The sequence below is a fragment of the Streptomyces sp. NPDC056347 genome, assembly GCF_042262625.1.
Taxonomy (GTDB): Bacteria; Actinomycetota; Actinomycetes; order Streptomycetales; family Streptomycetaceae; genus Streptomyces.
The window spans coordinates 16,436-36,483 of the sequence record NZ_JBHJQP010000008.1; the positions used below are offsets into that span (position 1 = coordinate 16,436).

Annotated in this window: 19 protein-coding genes; 10 read left to right on the plus strand and 9 right to left on the minus strand. The window is 71.6% G+C overall.

From position 1 onward, the window contains the following. Nucleotides 1-40: 40 nt before the first annotated feature. The 3 genes from ACFCV8_RS03695 to ACFCV8_RS03705 all read right to left on the minus strand — a co-directional run bounded on the left by ACFCV8_RS03695 (nucleotide 41) and on the right by ACFCV8_RS03705 (nucleotide 1,400). On the minus strand, nucleotides 41-241 hold the full coding sequence (locus tag ACFCV8_RS03695; protein ID WP_376683603.1) for a DUF397 domain-containing protein: 201 nt from the start codon (nucleotides 239-241) through the stop codon (nucleotides 41-43). Between the two features lie 83 nt (nucleotides 242-324). Beyond that, nucleotides 325-525: a DUF397 domain-containing protein gene (locus tag ACFCV8_RS03700; protein WP_376683604.1), complete on the minus strand. Its 201-nt coding sequence runs from the start codon at nucleotides 523-525 to the stop codon at nucleotides 325-327. Then, nucleotides 522-1,400, minus strand: a complete 879-nt coding sequence (locus ACFCV8_RS03705; RefSeq protein ID WP_376683605.1) for a helix-turn-helix domain-containing protein — start codon at nucleotides 1,398-1,400, stop codon at nucleotides 522-524. The genes ACFCV8_RS03700 and ACFCV8_RS03705 overlap by 4 nt, the downstream gene beginning before the upstream one ends. 164 nt (nucleotides 1,401-1,564) lie before the next feature. On the opposite strand from ACFCV8_RS03705, the gene ACFCV8_RS03710 reads away from it, so the two are divergent. The 3 genes from ACFCV8_RS03710 to ACFCV8_RS03720 all read left to right on the plus strand — a co-directional run bounded on the left by ACFCV8_RS03710 (nucleotide 1,565) and on the right by ACFCV8_RS03720 (nucleotide 3,820). Continuing rightward, nucleotides 1,565-2,074 (plus strand): ATP-binding protein, encoded by a 510-nt coding sequence (locus ACFCV8_RS03710; RefSeq protein ID WP_376683606.1) that lies wholly within the window; start codon nucleotides 1,565-1,567, stop codon nucleotides 2,072-2,074. Between the two features lie 207 nt (nucleotides 2,075-2,281). Beyond that, entirely contained in the window at nucleotides 2,282-3,331 is a 1,050-nt protein-coding gene (locus ACFCV8_RS03715; RefSeq protein ID WP_376683607.1) for a helix-turn-helix domain-containing protein, read from the plus strand. A gap of 33 nt (nucleotides 3,332-3,364) precedes the next feature. Further along, complete coding sequence (locus ACFCV8_RS03720) at nucleotides 3,365-3,820, plus strand: GNAT family N-acetyltransferase (RefSeq protein WP_376683608.1); 456 nt, start codon at nucleotides 3,365-3,367, stop codon at nucleotides 3,818-3,820. A 54-nt stretch (nucleotides 3,821-3,874) separates the two neighbouring features. On the opposite strand, the gene ACFCV8_RS03725 is transcribed toward ACFCV8_RS03720, so the two are convergent. Together ACFCV8_RS03725 and ACFCV8_RS03730 are read right to left on the minus strand one after the other, a co-directional pair. Next, nucleotides 3,875-5,233 (minus strand): MFS transporter, encoded by a 1,359-nt coding sequence (locus ACFCV8_RS03725; protein WP_376683609.1) that lies wholly within the window; start codon nucleotides 5,231-5,233, stop codon nucleotides 3,875-3,877. Next, nucleotides 5,230-5,922 (minus strand): ArsR/SmtB family transcription factor, encoded by a 693-nt coding sequence (locus tag ACFCV8_RS03730; protein ID WP_376683610.1) that lies wholly within the window; start codon nucleotides 5,920-5,922, stop codon nucleotides 5,230-5,232. The genes ACFCV8_RS03725 and ACFCV8_RS03730 overlap by 4 nt, the downstream gene beginning before the upstream one ends. 299 nt (nucleotides 5,923-6,221) lie before the next feature. Here ACFCV8_RS03730 and ACFCV8_RS03735 point away from each other — a divergent pair, with 299 nt between their 5' ends. Continuing rightward, nucleotides 6,222-8,327 (plus strand): PIG-L family deacetylase, encoded by a 2,106-nt coding sequence (locus tag ACFCV8_RS03735; protein WP_376683611.1) that lies wholly within the window; start codon nucleotides 6,222-6,224, stop codon nucleotides 8,325-8,327. Between the two features lie 131 nt (nucleotides 8,328-8,458). Here the strand turns inward: ACFCV8_RS03735 and tuf are convergent, their stop codons facing one another. From tuf to rpsL, 4 genes are all read right to left on the minus strand, one after another. Next, nucleotides 8,459-9,652 (minus strand): elongation factor Tu, encoded by a 1,194-nt coding sequence (gene tuf, locus ACFCV8_RS03740; RefSeq protein ID WP_356479249.1) that lies wholly within the window; start codon nucleotides 9,650-9,652, stop codon nucleotides 8,459-8,461. 161 nt (nucleotides 9,653-9,813) lie between these two features. Next, the gene (gene fusA, locus ACFCV8_RS03745) at nucleotides 9,814-11,940 is read right to left on the minus strand and encodes an elongation factor G (protein ID WP_376683612.1); all 2,127 of its coding nucleotides are present in this window, start codon (nucleotides 11,938-11,940) and stop codon (nucleotides 9,814-9,816) included. Nucleotides 11,941-11,978: 38 nt separating this feature from the next. Next, a complete protein-coding gene (gene rpsG, locus ACFCV8_RS03750) occupies nucleotides 11,979-12,449 on the minus strand; it encodes a 30S ribosomal protein S7 (RefSeq protein WP_072485550.1) in 471 nt (156 codons plus the stop codon). Nucleotides 12,450-12,451: 2 nt separating this feature from the next. Then, nucleotides 12,452-12,823, minus strand: coding sequence for a 30S ribosomal protein S12 (gene rpsL, locus ACFCV8_RS03755; RefSeq protein ID WP_003948652.1), 372 nt, complete (start codon nucleotides 12,821-12,823; stop codon nucleotides 12,452-12,454). Nucleotides 12,824-13,204: 381 nt separating this feature from the next. On the opposite strand from rpsL, the gene ACFCV8_RS03760 reads away from it, so the two are divergent. From ACFCV8_RS03760 to ACFCV8_RS03785, 6 genes are all read left to right on the plus strand, one after another. After that, nucleotides 13,205-13,957 (plus strand): Crp/Fnr family transcriptional regulator, encoded by a 753-nt coding sequence (locus ACFCV8_RS03760; protein WP_376683656.1) that lies wholly within the window; start codon nucleotides 13,205-13,207, stop codon nucleotides 13,955-13,957. Nucleotides 13,958-14,110: 153 nt separating this feature from the next. Next, the gene (locus ACFCV8_RS03765) at nucleotides 14,111-14,875 is read left to right on the plus strand and encodes a hypothetical protein (protein ID WP_376683657.1); all 765 of its coding nucleotides are present in this window, start codon (nucleotides 14,111-14,113) and stop codon (nucleotides 14,873-14,875) included. Next, nucleotides 14,872-17,052 carry a hypothetical protein gene (locus ACFCV8_RS03770; RefSeq protein ID WP_376683613.1) on the plus strand — a complete coding sequence of 727 codons (2,181 nt, stop codon included), beginning with the start codon at nucleotides 14,872-14,874 and terminating at the stop codon, nucleotides 17,050-17,052. Before ACFCV8_RS03765 ends, ACFCV8_RS03770 begins: the two co-directional genes overlap by 4 nt. Before the next feature lie 46 nt (nucleotides 17,053-17,098). Further along, complete coding sequence (locus tag ACFCV8_RS03775) at nucleotides 17,099-18,421, plus strand: hypothetical protein (protein ID WP_376683614.1); 1,323 nt, start codon at nucleotides 17,099-17,101, stop codon at nucleotides 18,419-18,421. Beyond that, nucleotides 18,418-18,927, plus strand: a complete 510-nt coding sequence (locus ACFCV8_RS03780; RefSeq protein WP_376683615.1) for a Pycsar system effector family protein — start codon at nucleotides 18,418-18,420, stop codon at nucleotides 18,925-18,927. The genes ACFCV8_RS03775 and ACFCV8_RS03780 overlap by 4 nt, the downstream gene beginning before the upstream one ends. Nucleotides 18,928-18,954: 27 nt before the next feature. Further along, nucleotides 18,955-19,992, plus strand: a complete 1,038-nt coding sequence (locus ACFCV8_RS03785; RefSeq protein WP_376683616.1) for a M48 family metalloprotease — start codon at nucleotides 18,955-18,957, stop codon at nucleotides 19,990-19,992. Nucleotides 19,993-20,048: the final 56 nt, after the last annotated feature.

A 20,048-nucleotide genomic window follows, 5' to 3' on the forward strand; every position in this document is an offset into this window, starting at 1 on the left:
GCCCGGTTCGGCGGGCGCCGGGGCGCGGCTGCTCAGTTCCTCACACGTGCGAGACAAAACCAGCCCACGCACGGGGCGCGAACGCCAGGCGCGGGCCCTCGGCGTCCTTGGAGTCGCGGACGTTCACCGCGCCGGGGGCCACCGCAACCTCGACACAGTCGCCTTCGTTGCCGTTGCTGCTGTAGCTGCTCTTGAACCAGGCCGCCTCGGAGACTTCTTGCCCTGAAGTCGTACGGGTCATCTCTCCCCCAGTCATCTGCTCGACGAAGGCCAGCGTCTCCGGGGCGCAAGCCCCTCGCCCAGGAGACGCTGCTGCTCAGTTCCTCACACGCGCGAGACGAACCCTGCCCACGCACCCCGCGCAAAGGCCAGACGGGGTCCCTCGACATTCTTGGAATCGCGGACGTGCACCGTGCCGGGGGCGGCCGCGACCTCGACGCAGGAGTCGCCTTCGCTCCCGCTGCTGTAACTACTCTTGAACCATTCCGGCTCGGAAGCATCCCCGGCAGAGGTCTCGCTGATCATGTCTCTCCCAGCAGTTGCTCGATGAAGGCCAGCGACTCCCTTGGCGCGAGAGCCTGGGCCCGGATCATCCCATAGCGCAGCTCAAGGATTCGGAGCTGTTTCGGGTCGAAGACTGGGCGTCCAGCGAAAGCACCGTCCGACCGACCTACCGCAGTCCCGTCCTCGAACTTCAGCACCTCGACTCCACCGTCCATCCCCGCATGATCCTCGCGATCGGTCGGCATCACCTGAATCTCGACATTCCTCAACTGCCCAATATCCAGGAGCCGTTCGAGCTGTCGCCGCAGCACCATTGTGCCCCCGATGGGGCGGCACAGAGTCACCTCCTCTTGCACGAAGCTGAGCGTGGGCATCGGCGACCGCTCGAAGACCGCCTTCCTGGCCATGCGCGCCGCCAGCACCCTTTCCACTTCATCGTGCGAGTACGCGGGCCGCCTCATCTCGAACAGGGCGCGTGCATATTCCGGCGTCTGCAGCAGACCATGGATGCTGTGGTTGCTGTACAGCCCCATCTCGACCGCACGCTTCTCCAGCTTCGCGAGCTCCCGGATCTTCTTCGGATACCGGACCTCCGCCACGTCCTTCTTCATCGCGGCGAGCTTTCCGCGCGCACCCAGGACCTCGTCCGCCTTGTCCAGGAGTTCCGGGCGGGGGATGCGGCGGCCGCCCTCCACCTTGTAGATCAGGTCCTCCCCGTACCCGACCAGGGCACCGAAGTCCCCGGCCCGCATCCCGGCCGCCTCCCGCCACGCCTTGAGCTGGCGGCCCACCGCAGCGACCACGGCCACGCCCGACTCGTCGTCGGGGTCCACCTCCCAGCCCAGCTCGTCCGCTCCGGCGTCGCCCTGCTCCGTACCGGTCTCGTCCACGCTCATCCGTGCTCCACCTCCGACGCGCCTGCCGTTCTCGGCCCAACCCCCGACGTGCCCCGACCGTCACCCCGGACAGCCGGGACAGCACTGGACAAGCACGGGACAATCACCGTACGTAGGGGCTCCGTCACTGTTCACGGTACGCAGGCGTGGCCACGCTGAGTGGCGTGAACCCACACATCACTCGAACCGAACATTCCGCTCCCACCCGGGAGTTCAGCGTGACGCTCTCCCCCACCCGCCGAGGGGCCAGGCTCGCCCGGCTGCTCACCACGGCGCACCTGGGCGAGTGGGGAGTTCCGCCGGAGTCGGCCGCGCACATCGTCGCCGAGCTGGCCGCCAACGCCGCCGTCCACGGCCGTGTACCCGGCAGGGACTTCCGGCTCAGCCTGGCCGTCCACCGTGACGAGCTGCTGCGGATCGAGGTGACCGACACCCGGGGCGAACGGCCGCCCGCCGCTCCCTCCGACCCCGGCCCGCACGCGGAGAACGGGCGCGGGCTGCTGATCGTCGAGGCGCTCGCCGACCGCTGGGGCACCGTCGCCGGGCCCGTCCCGCGCAAGACCGTCTGGGCGGAGCTGGACCTCGCACCGCGACCGGCTCACCGGGTCGCGGATATCCACGACCCGGTGGACCGCGACCCGAGGGACCGCGACCCCGTGGGCCACGACGCATAAAGCTTTTAAGAACCTGGAGAAATGACCCTCCCCACCCAAACCCGACCCACGTCACTCGTGGGGGTGATTCGGGGCAACTGGGCTGGATTTCACGCAGGTTTGCGGGTTTATGCTCACCGCGACAACCAACCAGACATACGTCGGCCCCCGACGAGATTCACCGTCTCAACCGGGGGCCTGACCACCGAGGAAGCAGAGACCTTCCTGATGGATGCTCAGCAGAATACCGCGCCCCCGTGCGCCCCGTCCGCCGTACGCGGCGACGCCGCACCGTCCACGCCGCCACCCGCGCCGTCGTCCGGCGTGATCCACGTCAACTTCCGCCACGCTTCGGGCTTCACCGTCGTCGGCAACCACCTCACACAGCACCGCGGCCTCTCGCTGACCGCGATCGGGCTCGCCGCGCACATCCAGTCGCTCCCCGCCGGAGCCAGGATCGGCATCAAGCGCCTCGCCGAACGCTTCCCCGAGAGCGAGACCCGCATCGCCGCCGCCCTGCGCGAGCTGGAAGCCCACGGCTACCTCCACCGCAGCCGCTTACGCCTCGCCGACGGACGTGTCGTCACCCGCACGGTCTCGTACAACCAGCCCGGCGCCACCGCCCGGCCCGCCCCGGTGGCCCGCCCACGCCCCAGCAAGCCCGTTCCCCCGGCCCCGCTCCCGCCCGCACCGCCTTCACCACAGCGGCAACGGCACCGGCCACAGCCCGAGGTCACACGCACGCCCGCACCCGCACCGGCGCTTCCGATCCCGGCTCCCGTCCCCGGACCAGCCCGCATTCCTGCACCTGCACCCGCACCAGCCCCCGTTCCCGTACCCGCCCCCACCGCGCGCACCCGGCCACTCCCTCCGCTCCCCCTGCCGCAGCACCTCACGCCGGAGCTGCTGCGCACGGCCGCCGCGCTCCTCGCCGACCTTCGCCGCCACGAGAGCCTGCTCGTCCTCTCCGAGCACGACATCGAGACCCTGGCCCCCGGCGTCGCCGCCTGGCTCGAACGCGACGCCCGCCCCGACACCATCCGCCACAAACTCACCACCGACCTCCCCGCCCCCTTGAAGCACCCGGCCAAACTGCTGCGCCACCGCATCACGGCGCTCCTCCCGCCGCCGCTGCCAGGGGCCGACGCCATCACGTATGTACGCCCCGGCCCCGCCGTCACCCCGTTCCAGAACTGCGACGGCTGCGACCGCGCCTTCCGCTCCCACCACCCCGGCCGCTGCCGCGACTGCCGAGCCGAACTCCACTCGGCCGCGTGACCGGAGCACCATCCGGCCTGCGAACATCCGTCCATGGACACCAACCCCACCACCTGGACCCTGCGCCCCGCCCGCCCCACGGACGTGGAGACCGTCGCCGAGCTCAGGGCCGTCGTGATGCGCCCCGACCTGGAGCGGCTGGGCCGCTACGACGAGCACCGCGTACGGCAGCGGCTGCGGGACGGGTACGCGCCGGAGCACACCTCGGTCGTCGAGGTGGGCGGGGATTTCGCGGGCTGCGTCGCCCTGCGTCCCGTCGAGGGCGGGCTGTGGCTGGAGCACTTCTACCTCTCCCCCGCCGTCCAGGGGCGCGGCATCGGCACCGCCGTACTCCGTTCGCTGCTGGCGCGGGCCGACGCCGAGGGCGCGACCGTGCGGCTGGACGTGCTCCGGGGCAGCGCCGCCCGCGCGCTGTACGAGCGGCACGGGTTCGCCGAGGAACGGAGCGATCCGGTCGACGTGTTCATGGTGCGTACGCCGGTGCGTTGAGCCGGCAGGGTCACGCCCCGGCGGGTGCCGGTCCGGGCACTGCTGACCGGCATGTCACCGAACGGGACCGGAGCCGACCGTGTCCGGTGAGGACGGCACGGCGTGCGGCCGAGGCATCGCCGCCGGATTCGGGAGTGCGGTTCCGCCGCGGCGAATCCACAGCAGGGCTCCCGCGAGCAGCGTCGCGCCTCCCCACAGCCAGGGCAGCGGGCCCGGCGGGAGGACACCGATGATCAAGCCGGTGAGGGCCCCCACCAGTTGCTGGGCGAGGGACTGGACGGACAGCGCGGTGGCCCGGCCCGAGCTGGAGACACGATGGTGCAGGAGGTCGTTCTCGCTCGGCCCCGCCGCGCCGAGCCCGAGGTAGACCAGGCCGTAGCCGATGGCCGCGAGGACCATGGAGCCGGCTCCTCCGAACGCCGCGGTGGCGCCGAGCAGGAACAGGCCGCTCGCGCTCGTACCGAGGCTCACCATGACCGCGCGCTCGCCACTGCCCGCGAGCCGGGCGGTCAGCGGGGCGAAGTGGCTGCCGATCCCCCCGCAGACGAATCCGGCGCAGGCGAGCGAGGCGAAGAGGACCGCCCCCGACTCCGATGCGCCCGTGAGGGCCGCGGCGCGGACCGGTGTGAGCAGTTCGATCGCGGCCAGGGCGCCGCCGGCGGCCCCCGCGCTGAGGAGCACCCGGCGGATCAGCGCGTCGCGGCCTCCCAGGCGCAGTCCGTCCACGACGGTGGCCGGGATGCCCCGGAGCACGCCGCGCAGGGTGGCCGCCGGTCGGGGCGGCTCGCGAAGAGCGGTCAGGACGTACAGCACGAACGCGATCTCGACCGCGGCGCCGAACAGCATCGGAACGGAAAGGGGCAGCACCAGCCCGGAGGTTGCCTCGGCGAGCCGTGCGCCGAGGTCGGGGCCGAGTCCGAGCAGCCAGGGAAGGGCGCCGCCGAGCAGGGTGCCGGTGGCGAGCGCGGCGGACGTCGCGGAGCTGCCGCGGGCCAGTCCGGCCCGCAGTTCGGCGCCGGGGCCCGAGTGCGCCTGGACGGTGTCGACGTACCAGGCTTCGGCCGGTCCGCTGGACAGGGCGCGGCCCGCACCCATCAGCGCCGTGCCGAGGCCGAGCAGCCAGGGAGCGGTGCCCAGGCCCACGAGGGTGAGGGCGGTCAGGTTCAGCAGGCCGGCGGCGGCCAGAATCGTGCGGCGGCCCAGGACGTCGGACAGACCTCCGGTGGGCAGTTCCAGCGCGGCGGCCGTGAGCGAGTGCGCGGCGAAGAAACCGGCGATGGCGGCCAGGGCGATGCCGCGCTCGGCGAACAGCAGGATCAGCGGCGCGATGGTCAGTCCCAGCGGCAGCCAGAACAGAACGCAGACCGTGGCGTAGCGGCGGCCCGCGGTGCGTATGTCCAGCGGCCCGGTCATGACGCGTCCCCGGGATCGGGCGCGGCGGCGGAGTCGGGCGCGGAGGCGGGATCCGGCGCGGGGGCGGGGGCGGCCCCGGAGGCAGCGGGGTCCCCGGCGGCGGAGTCGCGCGGTGCCAGGGGCAGCCCGGCGGTGAGGAGTACCACCTGCGCCGCCCGCGGGTCCTCCGCGTCGCGCGTGGTCAGCTCCGCGAGTTTCCGGCCGAGCACCTCCCAGAGTTCGGTGAGCGACTCCGGGGTCAGGCGGGGCATCAGGTCGGTGATCCCGGACGGCTCCACCCACTCCTGGCCCAGCCGCCCGTCGGCGATGTCGGCCTCGTGCCGGGCGAGAGAAGCCTCCAGGTGCTCGATCTGGGCCCGGTGCGACAGACCGGACCAGACTTCACTGCCCGGCGCGCCCCTCATCGCCTTGTTGCTCCAGGAGGTCGTGGCGTGCACGGCCTGCCAGCGGCGCTCCCGCCCGTCACGGTGCTCGGCCTCCGCGACGAACGCGTACTTCGCCAGCACCCGCAGGTGATAGCTGGTGGAAGCGGACGACTCCCCCGTCCTGACCGCGAGCTCGCTCGCGGTGGCCGGGCCGTCCTGCCGCAGCATCCCGAGCAGCCGGATACGCAGAGGGTGCGTGAGGGCCTTCAGGGCTGCCGCGTCCCGCTCGGGATCGAGTACGCGTTTCTGCTCTTCGCTGACCATGAGGGGAGCGTAGAACCATCCGGGCACTTTCCAAAAGTATTTTTGCAGAATTTCTTTTGGAAAACTGACCGAGGTCGCCCGGGGCGGGCGGCCGGAGGAACGGGGCGATCCGGTCGACGTGTTCATGGTGCGTACACCGGTACGTTGAGCTGACCGGGTCACACCTGCGGAAACCAGGCAACCCGCCCCCGTCGATCACCGTCTATCCCGGCGCAGCAGCGGCACTCCCCCCACCGCGGTCTGCGCATCCGGCATGCGGCACGGGGCCGCCCGCCGTGGGGAAGTGGACGGAGCACGGTGTGACGGATCGATCTGCCCTGCGCGAACCCGGTTCGGGGACGGCTCGGCGTACGGTGCTGGCGGCGGCCGGAGCGACAGGGCTCGCGGCCCTCACCGCCTGTACCGCACCCAGCCCGCCCCGGCGCCGCGACCCGGCCGCGGACCCGATGCCGGGGCTGCCGATCAGCACCTCGCACCCGGCCCTGATGCTCCAGGTCCTCGCCCACCCGGACGACGACCTGTACTTCATGAACCCGGACACCCAGCAGGCCCTCGACGGCGGCACCCCGCTCGTCTGCGTCTACCTCACCGGCGGCGAGGCCACCGGCGTCAACCGCATCCCGGGCCGCCCGCTGCCCGCGCCCGACAAGGCGGCGTACTCGTCCGCCCGCCACCAGGGCCTGCGCCAGGCGTACGCGACCCTGCTGGGCGTCCCGATGTTCGCCGAGTGGCACCGGTCGGTCATGGAGCTGGAGGGCGGCCACCGCGCGGAGCTCAACACCCTGCGCCACCAGGGCCGCAAGGTCGACCTGGTCTTCGTCAACACCGCCATGCACACCACGTACGGGCGGCTCGGGCTGCCCAGCCTCTGGCAGGACCGGCGCCTGGTGCTGCCGACCGTCGTCGCCGAGGGCTCCCCGCTGCGCAAGGCCGGCTCGTACACCTACGACGGGCTGATCGACGTGCTGGCGGGGCTCTTCGCGCACTACCGGCCGAGCATCGTGCACACCATGGACCCGGACCCGGACATCCAGCACAGCAGCGAGGCCGTCCGCATCTCCGACAGCGAGCAGCCGGGCTACTCCGACCACCCCGACCACACGGCCACGGCCCTGTTCACCTGGGCCTCGCTGATCCGGTGGGTGGCGCGCTCCACCCGGGACGGCGGCCAGGTGCCGAGCTTCGCGGTCACCTCGTTCCGGGGCTACTACAACCGGCACTGGCCGAAGAACCTGCCGCCCGCGGTGCTCGCCGAGAAGGCCTCGCACCTGGTCCCGTACGGCGGTGAGGCCGACTGGCGGTGCGGCAATCCGGCGGGGTGCGGGGACTACAACGTCGGCGGCGGCCGGCCGCTGACCAACCGCAAGGGCTGGGTGCGGTCCACCCACTACCGCTACCCCGGCCCCCGCCCCACCCTGGCCACCGAGCCGGACGGCCGCCTCGTCGGCTACGAGGTGCTGGGGCTGCGGGCGGTCCGCCGCCGGGAGACCGTGCCGGGCAGCGGGGTGTGGGACACGCCGGACGACCTCGGCGGCGGCCCGCTGGCCCCGGTCCTCGGCGGTACGACGCTGCCGGACGGGCGCCACGTCCTGGCCGGGCTGCGGTTCTCGGCCCTGGAGGGGCACGGCGGCGACAACGAGCGCGAGATCGTCGTACTCGAACAGCGCTACCCGGGCGGCGCCTTCCGCGCCTGGACGGGCCTGGGCAACCCGGAGCGCACCCACGACCACGGGCGCCGGCTCGGCGTCCCGGTCCTGGCCACCGCGCCCGACGGCCGGGTCCACCTCTTCGTACGGAACGCGGAGAAAGGTCTCAGCACCCGGGTACGGGAGACGGACGGCCGGTGGGGCGACTGGCGGGACACCGGCGGCGGCGAGGTCCAGGACGGGCTGAGCGCGGTGGTGGACGCCGAGGGCCGGGTCCATGTCTTCGCGGCGGGCCGGTTCGCGGTGCACCACTGGACGCAGGACGAGCCGGGCAAGGAGGTGACCGCCCGGACGCAGGTCACCGGGGTGCCGGTGCCCGGCGACGGCCCGGCCGCGCTGCCCGGGCCGGACGGCAGCATCGAGCTGTACTACCGCGCGGCGGCGAAGGCGGCCCTCACGACCGTGCGGACCGGGGAGACCGCCGAGGAGACCGGCATCGACGGATACGGCCGCCGGGTCCCGGACCGGGCGGGCTTCGACGGCTACGGCCCGGTCGCCGCCGCGGGCACCCCGGGCGCCCCGGTCCTCCTCGGCCGCACCGACTCGGGCCTGCTCCAGCTCCGTACCCCCGCGGGCCTCCTCGTACAGCGGGACCGCCCGGTGGCCCTGGACGGCCCGGTCCTCCACCTCACCCCGGCCGGCCGCCCGGTCGTCGCCGCCCTCGGCCCGGACGCCGTCCCCTGGCTCTGGCGGCCCTGAGACCGGGCCGGTTACCGGCCCCGGGCCGGAACCCCGGAACACACCGAAGGGCCCCGCCCCACCGCATAAGCGGCGGGACGGGGCCCTTCTTGGTGCTCGTTACGGAGCAACCAGGTCAGACAGCCAAGTAATTACTTGACGATCTTGGTGACCTGGCCGGCGCCCACGGTCCGGCCACCCTCACGGATGGCGAACTTCAGGCCCTCCTCCATGGCGACCGGCTGGATCAGCTGGACCGACATGACGGTGTTGTCGCCCGGCATGACCATCTCGGTGCCCTCGGGGAGGGTCACGACGCCGGTCACGTCCGTGGTACGGAAGTAGAACTGCGGGCGGTAGTTGTTGAAGAACGGGGTGTGACGGCCACCCTCGTCCTTCGACAGGATGTAGGCCTGGGCCTCGAACTCGGTGTGCGGCGTGACCGAACCGGGCTTGATGATGACCTGGCCGCGCTCGACGTCCTCGCGCTTGATGCCACGGAGGAGCAGACCGACGTTCTCACCGGCCTGGCCCTCGTCGAGCAGCTTGCGGAACATCTCGATGCCGGTGACCGTGGTGGTGGTCTTCTCCTGCTTGATACCGACGATGTCGACGGTCTCGTTGACCTTGAGGACACCACGCTCGATACGACCGGTGACGACGGTGCCACGACCGGTGATCGTGAAGACGTCCTCGATCGGCATCAGGAACGGCTTGTCGACGTCACGCTCGGGCTGCGGGATGTTCTCGTCGACGGCCTTCATCAGGTCGAGGACGGTCTGGCCCCACTCCTTGTCGCCCTCGAGCGCCTTGAGCGCCGAGACCTTGACGACCGGCAGGTCGTCGCCCGGGAACTCGTACTCGGAGAGGAGCTCACGGACCTCGAGCTCGACGAGCTCCAGGATCTCCTCGTCGTCCACCATGTCGGCCTTGTTCAGGGCGACGACGATGTACGGAACGCCGACCTGGCGGGCCAGGAGCACGTGCTCCTTGGTCTGCGGCATCGGGCCGTCGGTGGCGGCGACCACGAGGATGGCACCGTCCATCTGCGCGGCACCGGTGATCATGTTCTTGATGTAGTCCGCGTGACCCGGGCAGTCGACGTGCGCGTAGTGACGCGACTCCGTCTGGTACTCGACGTGCGCGATCGAGATCGTGATACCGCGCTGGCGCTCCTCAGGAGCCTTGTCGATCTGGTCGAAGGCCGAGGCCTCGTTCAGGTCCGGGTACGCGTCGTGCAGCACCTTGGTAATGGCGGCCGTGAGGGTCGTCTTACCGTGGTCAATGTGACCGATGGTGCCGATGTTGACGTGCGGCTTAGTCCGCTCGAACTTCGCCTTCGCCACTGGGTCCTCCTGTGGAGTGGTTCTGTACGCCTTGCTTCATCGGCGCCAGGGTGATCTTTGCTGGGATGCCGGGGCCGGGGGCATTCACCGCATTGCTTGCGCTCCGCGACGAATGCCCCACCAGGCTCCGGTGACAAGCCTAAAGCGTGAGCTCGGGTGAGTTACTCGCCCTTGGCCTTCGCGATGATCTCCTCGGCGACGTTCCGCGGAACCTCGGCGTAGGAGTCGAACTGCATCGAGTAGCTTGCGCGACCCGAGGTCTTGCTGCGGAGGTCTCCGACGTAGCCGAACATCTCCGAGAGGGGCACGAGGCCCTTCACGACGCGAGCGCCGCTGCGCTCCTCCATGGCCTGGATCTGGCCACGGCGGGAGTTGATGTCACCGATGACATCACCCATGTAGTCCTCGGGCGTGGTGACCTCGACGGCCATCATCGGCTCGAGAAGAACCGGGGACGCCTTCCGCGCGGCCTCCTTGAAGGCCTGCGAACCGGCGATCTTGAAGGCCAGCTCGGAGGAGTCGACCTCGTGGTAGCCACCGTCGAGAAGAATGACGCGGACGCCCGTCATCTCGTAGCCGGCCAGGATGCCGAACTGCATGGCTTCCTGGGCACCCGCGTCCACCGAGGGGATGTACTCCCTGGGGATACGGCCACCGGTGACCTTGTTGACGAACTCGTACGAGGCCTCGCCGCCCTCGATGGGCTCGATCGCGATCTGCACCTTGGCGAACTGACCGGTACCACCGGTCTGCTTCTTGTGGGTGTAGTCGACGCGCTCGACGGCCTTGCGGATCGTCTCGCGGTACGCGACCTGCGGCTTGCCGACGTTCGCCTCGACGCGGAACTCGCGCTTCATGCGGTCGACGAGCACCTCGAGGTGCAGCTCGCCCATACCACCGATGATGGTCTGGCCGGTCTCCTCGTCGGAGTGCACCTGGAAGGACGGGTCCTCCTCGGAGAGGCGCTGGATGGCGACACCCAGCTTCTCCTGGTCACCCTTGGACTTGGGCTCGATGGCGACCTGGATGACCGGGGCCGGGAAGTCCATGGACTCCAGGATGACCGGCGCCTTGTCGTCGCAGAGCGTCTCACCGGTGGTGGTCTGCTTCAGACCCATCACGGCGATGATGTCGCCCGCGCCCACCGAGTCGATCTCCTCACGCTTGTTCGCGTGCATGCGGTAGATCTTGCCGATGCGCTCCTTCTTGCCCTTGACCGAGTTCAGCACCGAGGTGCCGGACTCCAGGCGGCCCGAGTAGACCCGGACGAAGGTGAGCTTGCCGAGGTGCGGGTCGCTCATGATCTTGAACGCCAGCGCCGCGAGCGGCTCGTCGTCGGACGGCTTGCGCTTGACGACGACCTCGGGGTCCTTGACGTCCTGGCCCTCGATGGCCTCGACGTCCAGGGGCGAGGGGAGGTAGCGAACCACGGCGTCGAGCAGGGGCTGGACGCCCTTGTTCTTGAACGCGGTGCCGCAGAACACCGGGGTGACGGTCGTCTCGCCGTCCTTGCCGGAGTTGATGGTGATGCGACGGATGCCCTCGTAGAGCTGCTCCACGGAAGGCTCCTCGCCCTCCAGGTAGAGCTCCATGAGCGCCTCGTCGTTCTCCGCGGCGGCCTCGAGCAGCTTGGCGCGGTACTCCTCGGCCTGCTCGGCGAGCTCGGCCGGGATGTCGACGACGTTGTACGCCTCGCCCTTGGTCGCTTCCGCGGGGTAGACGAACGCCTTCATCGTCACGAGGTCGACGACACCCGTGAAGTCGGCCTCGGCACCGATCGGAAGCTGCATGACGATCGGGGTCGCGCCGAGGCGGTCCGTGATCATCTGGACACAGCGGAAGAAGTTGGCACCGGTGCGGTCGAGCTTGTTGACGAAGCAGATACGCGGCACGCCGTAGCGGTCCGCCTGACGCCAGACGGTCTCGGACTGCGGCTCGACGCCCGCCACACCGTCGAACACGGTGACGGCGCCGTCGAGGACGCGGAGCGAACGCTCCACCTCGACGGTGAAGTCGACGTGACCCGGGGTGTCGATGATGTTGATGGTGTGGTCAACATCATTGAGCGGCCAGTGGCAGGTCGTCGCGGCGGACGTGATCGTGATGCCGCGCTCCTGCTCCTGCTCCATCCAGTCCATCGTGGCAGCGCCGTCGTGGACTTCACCGATCTTGTACGAAACGCCGGTGTAGAACAGGATCCGCTCAGTGGTGGTCGTCTTGCCCGCGTCGATGTGGGCCATGATCCCGATGTTGCGGACCTTGGCCAGGTCAAGCGAAGTGGTGGCCATAAGGCTCAGTCTTCTCTCGGTCTCGATGTGGGTAGCGACTACCAGCGGTAGTGCGCGAAGGCCTTGTTGGACTCGGCCATCTTGTGGGTGTCCTCACGCTTCTTGACGGCAGCGCCAAGACCGTTGGAGGCGTCGAGCAGCTCGTTCATGAGGCGCTCGGTCATGGTCTTCTCGCGGCGGGCGCGGGAGTAACCCACGAGCCAGCGCAGCGCGAGGGTGGAGGCGCGACCGGGCTTGACCTCGATCGGCACCTGGTAGGTGGCGCCACCGACACGGCGGGACTTGACCTCGAGCGAGGGCTTGACGTTCTCAAGCGCGCGCTTCAGCGTGATGACCGGGTCGTTGCCGGTCTTCTCGCGGAGGCCCTCCATGGCGCCGTACACGATCCGCTCGGCGGTGGAACGCTTGCCGTCCAGCAGGATCTTGTTGATCAGCGAGGTGACAAGAGGAGAGTTGTAGACCGGGTCGATGATGACCGGGCGCTTCGGGGCGGGGCCCTTACGAGGCATTCTTACTTCTCCTTCTTGGCGCCGTAGCGGCTGCGGGCCTGCTTGCGGTTCTTGACACCCTGGGTGTCGAGCGAGCCGCGGATGATCTTGTAACGAACACCCGGCAGGTCCTTCACACGGCCACCACGCACGAGCACGATGGAGTGCTCCTGCAGGTTGTGTCCCTCACCCGGGATGTAGGCCGTGACCTCGATACCGGAGGTCAGACGCACACGCGCGACCTTACGGAGGGCCGAGTTCGGCTTCTTCGGGGTGGTCGTGAACACACGCGTGCAGACGCCGCGGCGCTGGGGCGAACCCTCGAGTGCGGGCGTCTTGTTCTTTTCGACCTTGTCCTGCCGGCCCTTGCGGACCAGCTGCTGGATCGTAGGCACTACTTCTCCGGTTTCTGTGTGCCGTTCGTGAAACTAACCTGGAACGTCACCGACCCACGCGGTCGGGTGTGTCGAATACTGCTGACTTCTGCCGCGAGGCAGGAGGAGCGCAGATTACGGTGGCCACTGACGGGCTCGGCATGCGGCTGAGGACACGCACACGAGCCCAGGCACACCCCAGGCACAAGGTCTGAGCGTACCTACCGCGTCGACTCCGGTCAAAACAAATCCGTCTCACCCCGATGCGCCGGAGTTCCGCCACTCGGGGCGGAGGGAATCGAGACAGCCGACCGGGGGCGGGCGGCAGGAATTCGACCTTGCCGGTCCGGGCACGGGGGTTCTCAGTACATTGAACCGCTCATGAACGACCGGGGGGACGGGATGACGGCCGCGGTGTACGCACCCGACGACGACGGACTCGACGACCAGGTGCCCTTCCTCGCCCGGCTGGAGCGCGAGGACCGGGTGGCCCTGCTCGCGCTGGGACGCGAGCTGCGCTTCGACGCCCGGACCGCCCTGCTCCGGCAGGACGAGCCGTCCGCGTACGTCCTGCTGATCCTCAACGGCTGGACGAAGATCACCACCTCCGCGCCCAACGGCTACGAGGCACTGCACGCCCTGCGCGGCCCCGGCGACATCGTCGGGGAATCGGCCGCGCTGACCGGTCGGCCGCGCTCGGCGACGGTGACGGCCCTCTCCCCCGTACGGGCCGCGGTCGTGACGCACGAGAAGTTCCGCGCGTTCGTGGCCGGCTCCCCCGAGGTGTCGCTCTCGCTCCTGGCACTGACCTCCGACCGGACGCGGGCCGCGGACCGGCGCAGCCTGGAGTTCGCGGCGATGACGGTGCGCGAGCGCTTCGCCGCTCTGCTGCTGGAGCTTGCGCGCACCCACGGCGCCCGTACGGACGAGGGCATCGAGCTGGACATCCCGCTCAGCAAGCAGGAGCTGGCCGGGGCGGTCAGCGCCTCCCGGGAGATGGTCCAGCGGCTGCTGAAGGACCTGCGCGAGCGGGGCGTCGTACGGACCGGGCGGCGGGCGCTGCTGATCGTGCGGCCGGACGCGCTCCGCCGGATCGCCCGGGCCGGGGAATCCGCCCGCCCCGCCGTCCGCCGGGAGGCCCCGCAGGCCCCGTAGCCCGGGCGGCCGGGACGGTCGGCGGCCGTTCCTCTGTGCACACGGTCACACACCGAGTGCGTCATCGTTCCTCACCGCCCCGGGCCTCCCGGCCCCACGCTCGTCTTCCCGGGCCGCTTCCCGGCCCCGGAGGACATGAGCGAGAGGCGTCCCATGAACGATCCGGTCAACAGCACGATCCTGCTGCTCGACATCGAGAAGTACAGCGAGCGCGACGACGTCGAGCAGGCGTTCCTGCGCCGCATGCTCTACGACCTGACCGACCGGGCCCTGCTGGCCGCCGGGATCGACGAGACCCGGCGGCGGCGGGCGGACCGCGGCGACTCCGTGATGGAGCTGATCGACGCCAACTGCTCGGTGATCGCCCTGCTGCGGGCGCTGCTGACCGAGATGCCCGCCCGGCTGCACAGCCAGAACCGGCGTGCCTCCGCCTCGGCCCGGATGCGGCTGCGGGGAGTGGTCGCCTCGGGGTTCGTCGCGGTGGACCCGCTCGACGGCTGGGTGGGCAGCGATCTCAACCACGCGTGCAGGCTGCTGGACGCGGAGGCGCTGCGGGAGGCGCTGCGGGAGCGCCGGGACGACTTCGCGCTCTGCGTGTCCGACACGGTCTACCAGGGGGTCGTACGGCACAGCCACACGGGCGTTCCGGCGGAGGAGTTCCGCTCCGTCACGGTGGACAGCAAGAACGGCCCGCTCGACGCGTGGCTGCACGGAGCTCTTCCGCAGGAGGACCCGAGGGGTGCGGACGCCGCCCCGGCCGCCCCGCGGCCGACGGTGCCCGGTCCCGCCCCCGCTGCCGGCTTCGGCGGGGCCCCGATCACCGGTGGCGTCTTCGGCGGCACCAACCACGGCATCGGCGGCGGCACGTTCCACGGGAACGTCAGCTTCGGCGACGGCGGCCGGGGCGAGCGCCGGTGAGCGCCGAGGAACAGGCGCAGCCCGCCCAGCCCCCGGCCGGGGACGACCACGGTGCCGAACCGCCGGAGTCCCATCAGGCCGAGGAGGAGGGCGTCGGCGCGGCGGAGACCGACCAGCCGCAGCCCGCCTGGGCGGCCCGGCGGGACCTGGAGAGCCACACCCCGCGGACCATGGGGTTCGGGGACAACGCCCGGATCGGCGGGGGTGTCCTCGGCGGGACCAACCACGGCATCGGCGGCGGCACGTTCCACGGGGACGTCCTGCAGCGGACCGAGATCACCTACCAGTTCGGCGCGTCCTTCGCCCTCCACACCTCGGGCGAGATCGCCCCGTCCGCCCTGGCGGGGCTGGCCGCGCGCTTCGTCCCCGGGCGGAACGACTTCGAGGCGCTGGCCGGCCGGCTCCGCGACGAGCACGTGCTGGTTCTCTCGGGCCCGTACTTCGCGGGCCGGCGGACCGCCGCGCTCATGCTCCTGCACCGGATCGGCGCCGATCCGGTGCGGGCGGTCGACCGGGACACCACCCCCGACCAGCTCACCGCCGGGCTCAAGGGCGGCGAGCCGGACGGCGGCCGGACCGGGCACATCCTGTGCGACCTGGTCACCGAGCCGGGCCGGCCGCTGCGGGAGGCCGATCTGCTGGCCGCGCGCAAGGAGCTCGGTGAGGACGCGTATCTGGTGATCACCACGGGACCGGCCGCCCTGCTGGAGGACGTACCGGTGGCGGAGTGGCGGACGCCCGCGCCGAGTGACGTCCTGGCCGCGCATCTGGCGGCGCTGCTGGGCGGCGCGGAGCGCGTACCGGAGCTGATGGCCCTGCCCGCCGCGGCGGCGTTCCTCGAACGCAGCCATCAGCCGCGTGAGGCCGCCGGATTCGCCCGACTCCTGGCCGAGTACGCGGACGGGGACGGGGAGGCCGATGCCGCGGGCCTCGACGGCTTCTCCCTGGTCGCGCTGGAGAGCCAGGTCCAGGAGTGGTTCGAGGACGACGGGACCGTACTGCACCTGCGTGAGAAGGCGTTCCTCGTCGCACTGGCCGCCTTCGACGAGGGGCCGTACGCCCTGACGGCGGAGCTGGGCGATCTGCTCTACGCCGCCCTCCGGAGGACCGAGAGCCGACTGGACCCCTCCGTCCCGGTCTTCGGTACGCACATCGGCAAACGGCTCCAGCTGGCGCGGGCGCGCCGGTTCGAGGCGGAGGAACCCACCGAATGGGGTCCGGTCCAGCAGGTGAAGGCCGCCTTCCTCGACGAGCGGACCCCGCTCGTGCTGCTGCGCGAGATCTGGACCGGGCACCCCTCGGCGCGGCCCGCGCTCGTGCACTGGCTGCGGCAGCTGGCCGGGGACGGGCGGCCCTTCGTCCGTACTCGCGCCGCCTCCACCGTCGCCGTGCTCGCCCACACCGATCTGCCGTCCGCCATGGCGCTGGTCATCGAGCCGTGGGCCGCGTCCCGCCTCTACCGGCACCGGAGCGTCGCCGTCAGCGCGCTCACGCTCGCCCACGTACTGGGCACCCCTCATGTGCCGCGGATCCTCGACGCCTGGTGCGAGAGCGAGGAGCCGTCGCTGCGCTGGGTGGCCATCCGGGCCCACGGGATGATCGGGCCGGAGCGCCCGGCGGAGGCCCTGGCCGCCCTGCGCGCGGCGGCCCGGCACGAGGCGGCTCGGCCGGAGCCCGATCCGGATCTGACGGGGCAGCTCGCCGAGTCCGTGGAGCTGCTGCTGCTGTCGGCCGCGGGCGAGGCGGTGATCGCGGAGCTGGTGCGGACGGTGCACGACGACCGGCCGGCGGCCGGTCTCGCGCTCGGCGGCTTCCTCGGAGCCTGCCGCCGTACCGAGGAGGACGACCGCCACGGCCTGCCGAGCGTGCTGGCCCGGTACGCGCGGGCCTCGGCGGCGGGCACCCCCGGCGCCCCCGGCATCGCCGAGCTGTGGCGTACCGCGCTGGGCGACCGGGGCCACACCCGCAACGCCCTCGATGTGCTCCGCCGCTGGGTGCTCGCGGCGGACCGCGCTCCCGGCACCGAGTGGGCGCTCGCCGCCCTGCTGCCCCCGCTGGTCACCACGGGGCCGGAGTACCAGCGGATCAGTCACCTCCTGCGGACCATGCCCGGCGAGGACGGCGCCGGTCCCCCGCCCGTGGCGGGCCGGCTGCTGACCGTGCTGCCGCGCCCCTGATCCGCGTACGCCTCCTTCTTCCTCCCTCTGCGACAGGAGAATTCCCATGTCCGAATTCCGCCGAGCCCCCGACTGGGACCAGCGGGCCGACCGCGGTACGCGATTGACCGACCCGGTGGTCACGGTCCGGCAGCTGTCCCGTTTCGGCTTCTCCCGCCGCCCGCTCACCCGGATCGACCACGCCCTGGTCTTCTCGGCCGCGGACGGCTCGTACGAGACCTACCTCCCGCCGCTCCGCCCCACCAGGGCCTCGGCCGCCGCGAAGCGCTACACCGCGGTGTACGAGGTCGACATGGGGGTCCATCCGGTACGCGAGAAGATCACGCTGCCGAGCGACGACGACGCCTTCGAGTTCGCGGCGGTCGTCGAGCTGTCGTGGCAGGTCGTGAGTCCCGAGCGGTTCGTGGCGAGCCGGCACCGTGATGTGCCGCGGCTGCTGGTGGGCGAGCTGGAGCGGGCGGCCCGCTCCGTCACCCGGCGCTATCCGGCCGCCCGGAGCGCCGCGGCCGAGGAGGCGCTGCTGCGGGAGATCGGCGCCCAGGTGGCGCTCGGCGCCCGAGCCGGGCTCACGGCGGACTGGACGGTCCGGCTGCGCGGCGACCAGGAGGTCATCGACCACGTCCGGCGCATGCGCTCCATCGACCACGAGGCCACCGAGCAGATCCGCACCGAGCTCCTCGGCGGGGAACACGATGCCGCGGTCGACCGGCGGGCCAGGGAGCAGGACACGCTCCAGTCGGGGCGCGCGGCCGAGTTCGAGGAGCAGCAGCACCGGCTGAGGCTCCGGCAGCAGCAGTGGCAGCACACCGAGGAGGTCGACCGGGCACGCGCCCTGCTGGAGCTCCAGCAGGTGAACGCGGAGAAGATCGCGTTCTACGAGAAGTACCTGGAACAGGGCGGCGTCCGTGCGTGGGCGCTCCATCTCTCGGCCCACCCCGAGGACACCCGGCTCGTGGCGTCGAGCCTGCGCGAGGACCAGCTCCGGGTGATCAGGTCCCAGCTGGAGCTGGCGAAGGAGCTGCTGAAGGGTGACAGCGCGGAGAACCACGAGCTGGAGGCGCCGAAGCAGCACGCGTTCCAGGCCGTGATCGACGTACTGGACCAGCACCTTCCGGGCGTCACCGCGCACAGCACGGCCGGAGGACGGCTGACCGTGTCGATGCCGCAGGACGCCGCGGAGGCGGCACCGGACGTGAAGGTGCCGGGCATGCGGTCCGGTGCCCCCACGGCGTTCGCCGGCTGGCAGCCCCCGCCCGGCTACGGCAGCACCCCCCTGGCACCGGCCGGCGAGAAGGCGGGCCCGACCGAGAAGGCCGGCCCGGAGAGGACCACCGACGAGAAGGCGGACAAGGAGGGGGCGGGCGCATGACCGACCACGCACCGGCCCGCTCCGTCGAGGCAGGCGACCGGCTCCTGGACGGCCTGCGGGCCGAGGTCGCCCGGGCCGACAGCAAGGCGTCCGTACTGGTCGCCGCGCTCGGCATGACCGCGGGCGTGCTCAGCGGCTGGCTGGCGGGCAGCACCTGGCGGCCGGGCTCGCTCAACGGCACCGGGACAGCCCTGTGGTGGACGGGCATCGGCGGTCTGGCCGCCGCGCTGGTCTCCCTGCTGATGGCCGTGCTCCCGCGCTACCACCGCAGCACCTGGATCCCCGGGGAGCCGCTCACCTACTTCGGGGACATCCGGGACGCCGCCCGGCGCGGCCTCCTGCCGGAGGCGCTCGACGCCACCGAGAACTCCCGGACCGCCGCACTCGTCACGGCCCTGGCCGAGACCAGCCGGATCGCCCTGTGCAAGCACCGGTGGATACGGGCCGGGCTGCTCGCCTACTCCCTGGGCGCCGTCCTGCTCCCCGCCTCGCTGCTGCTCGGCTGACGCCCCGACCGCCAAAGGATGATCACGATGTCACCGACCTCCCGGCCCCGGGATCCGGGCGACGGACGCGTACCGTCCCCGGACCCGAACCCTGATCCGCCCGCCACCGCGCCACCGCCGCCCGAGGACACGGTCCCCGAGGACACGGTCCCCGACGATCTGGTCTACGAGCACGGGCCCGGCCGCCGCGTGTACTACGCGGCGCGTCAGCGGCGCATGGACCTCACCGCCGTGGGGCAGCTGGCACTGGCCCTGCCCGCGTTCCTGACGAGCGCGCTGGTGGTGCTGCTCGCGGGTGTGCTCCTGGAGATCGGGGCCGGGGTGCCGTTCTGGATACCGGCCGCCCTCTGGGTGGTCTCCGGTGCCCTGGTCTTCCATCCGCCCACGGAGGACCTGCTCGCCCGCTATCTGTTCGGGCTGCGGCGGCCGATGCCCCAGGAGGCCGCCCGGCTGGAACCCGTCTGGCGGGAGGTGACGGCCGTCGCCGGGGTCGACGGGTCCCGCTACCGGCTCTGGGTCGAGGAGAGCGACGGCCTCAACGCGCTCGCCGCGGCGGGGCACATCGTGGGGGTCACCCGGTATGCGCTGGAACAGCTGTCGAGCCGGCGGCTGGCCGCCGTGCTCGCCCATGAGCTGGGACATCACAGCGGCGGCCACGCGTGGTCCCTGCTGCTCTGCCACTGGTACGGGCTGCCCGGACGGCTGGTGCGGCGGGCGCTCCGGGCGATGGCGGCGTCCCTGGTCACACCCGCCCGGTGCGCCGTCTACCTGGCCGGGGGCGTCCTGCTCCTCGCGCTGGGCGGTCTCGGCTCCACCGCCACCCGGATCCTCTACGGGCTTCCGCTGCTGCTCGCGCTCCCGTACCTGTCGGCGGCCGTGGGACGGCGTGCCGAGCTCCGTGCCGACCGGCACGCCGCGGTGCTCGGCTTCGCCCCGGACCTCGCGGAGGTGCTGGAGACGCTGCACGCGGACGGGCTTCCGGCCGACGTGCCGGTGCCCGTCCGGCTGCTCTCCACCCACCCCGACGTCCCGACCCGGCTCTACCACCTGCGGCGCTACCTGTAACCCGGCACGGATGAAAGCGCAAAGGCCGAAGGGCGGCCACCCCGTGCGATACGGGG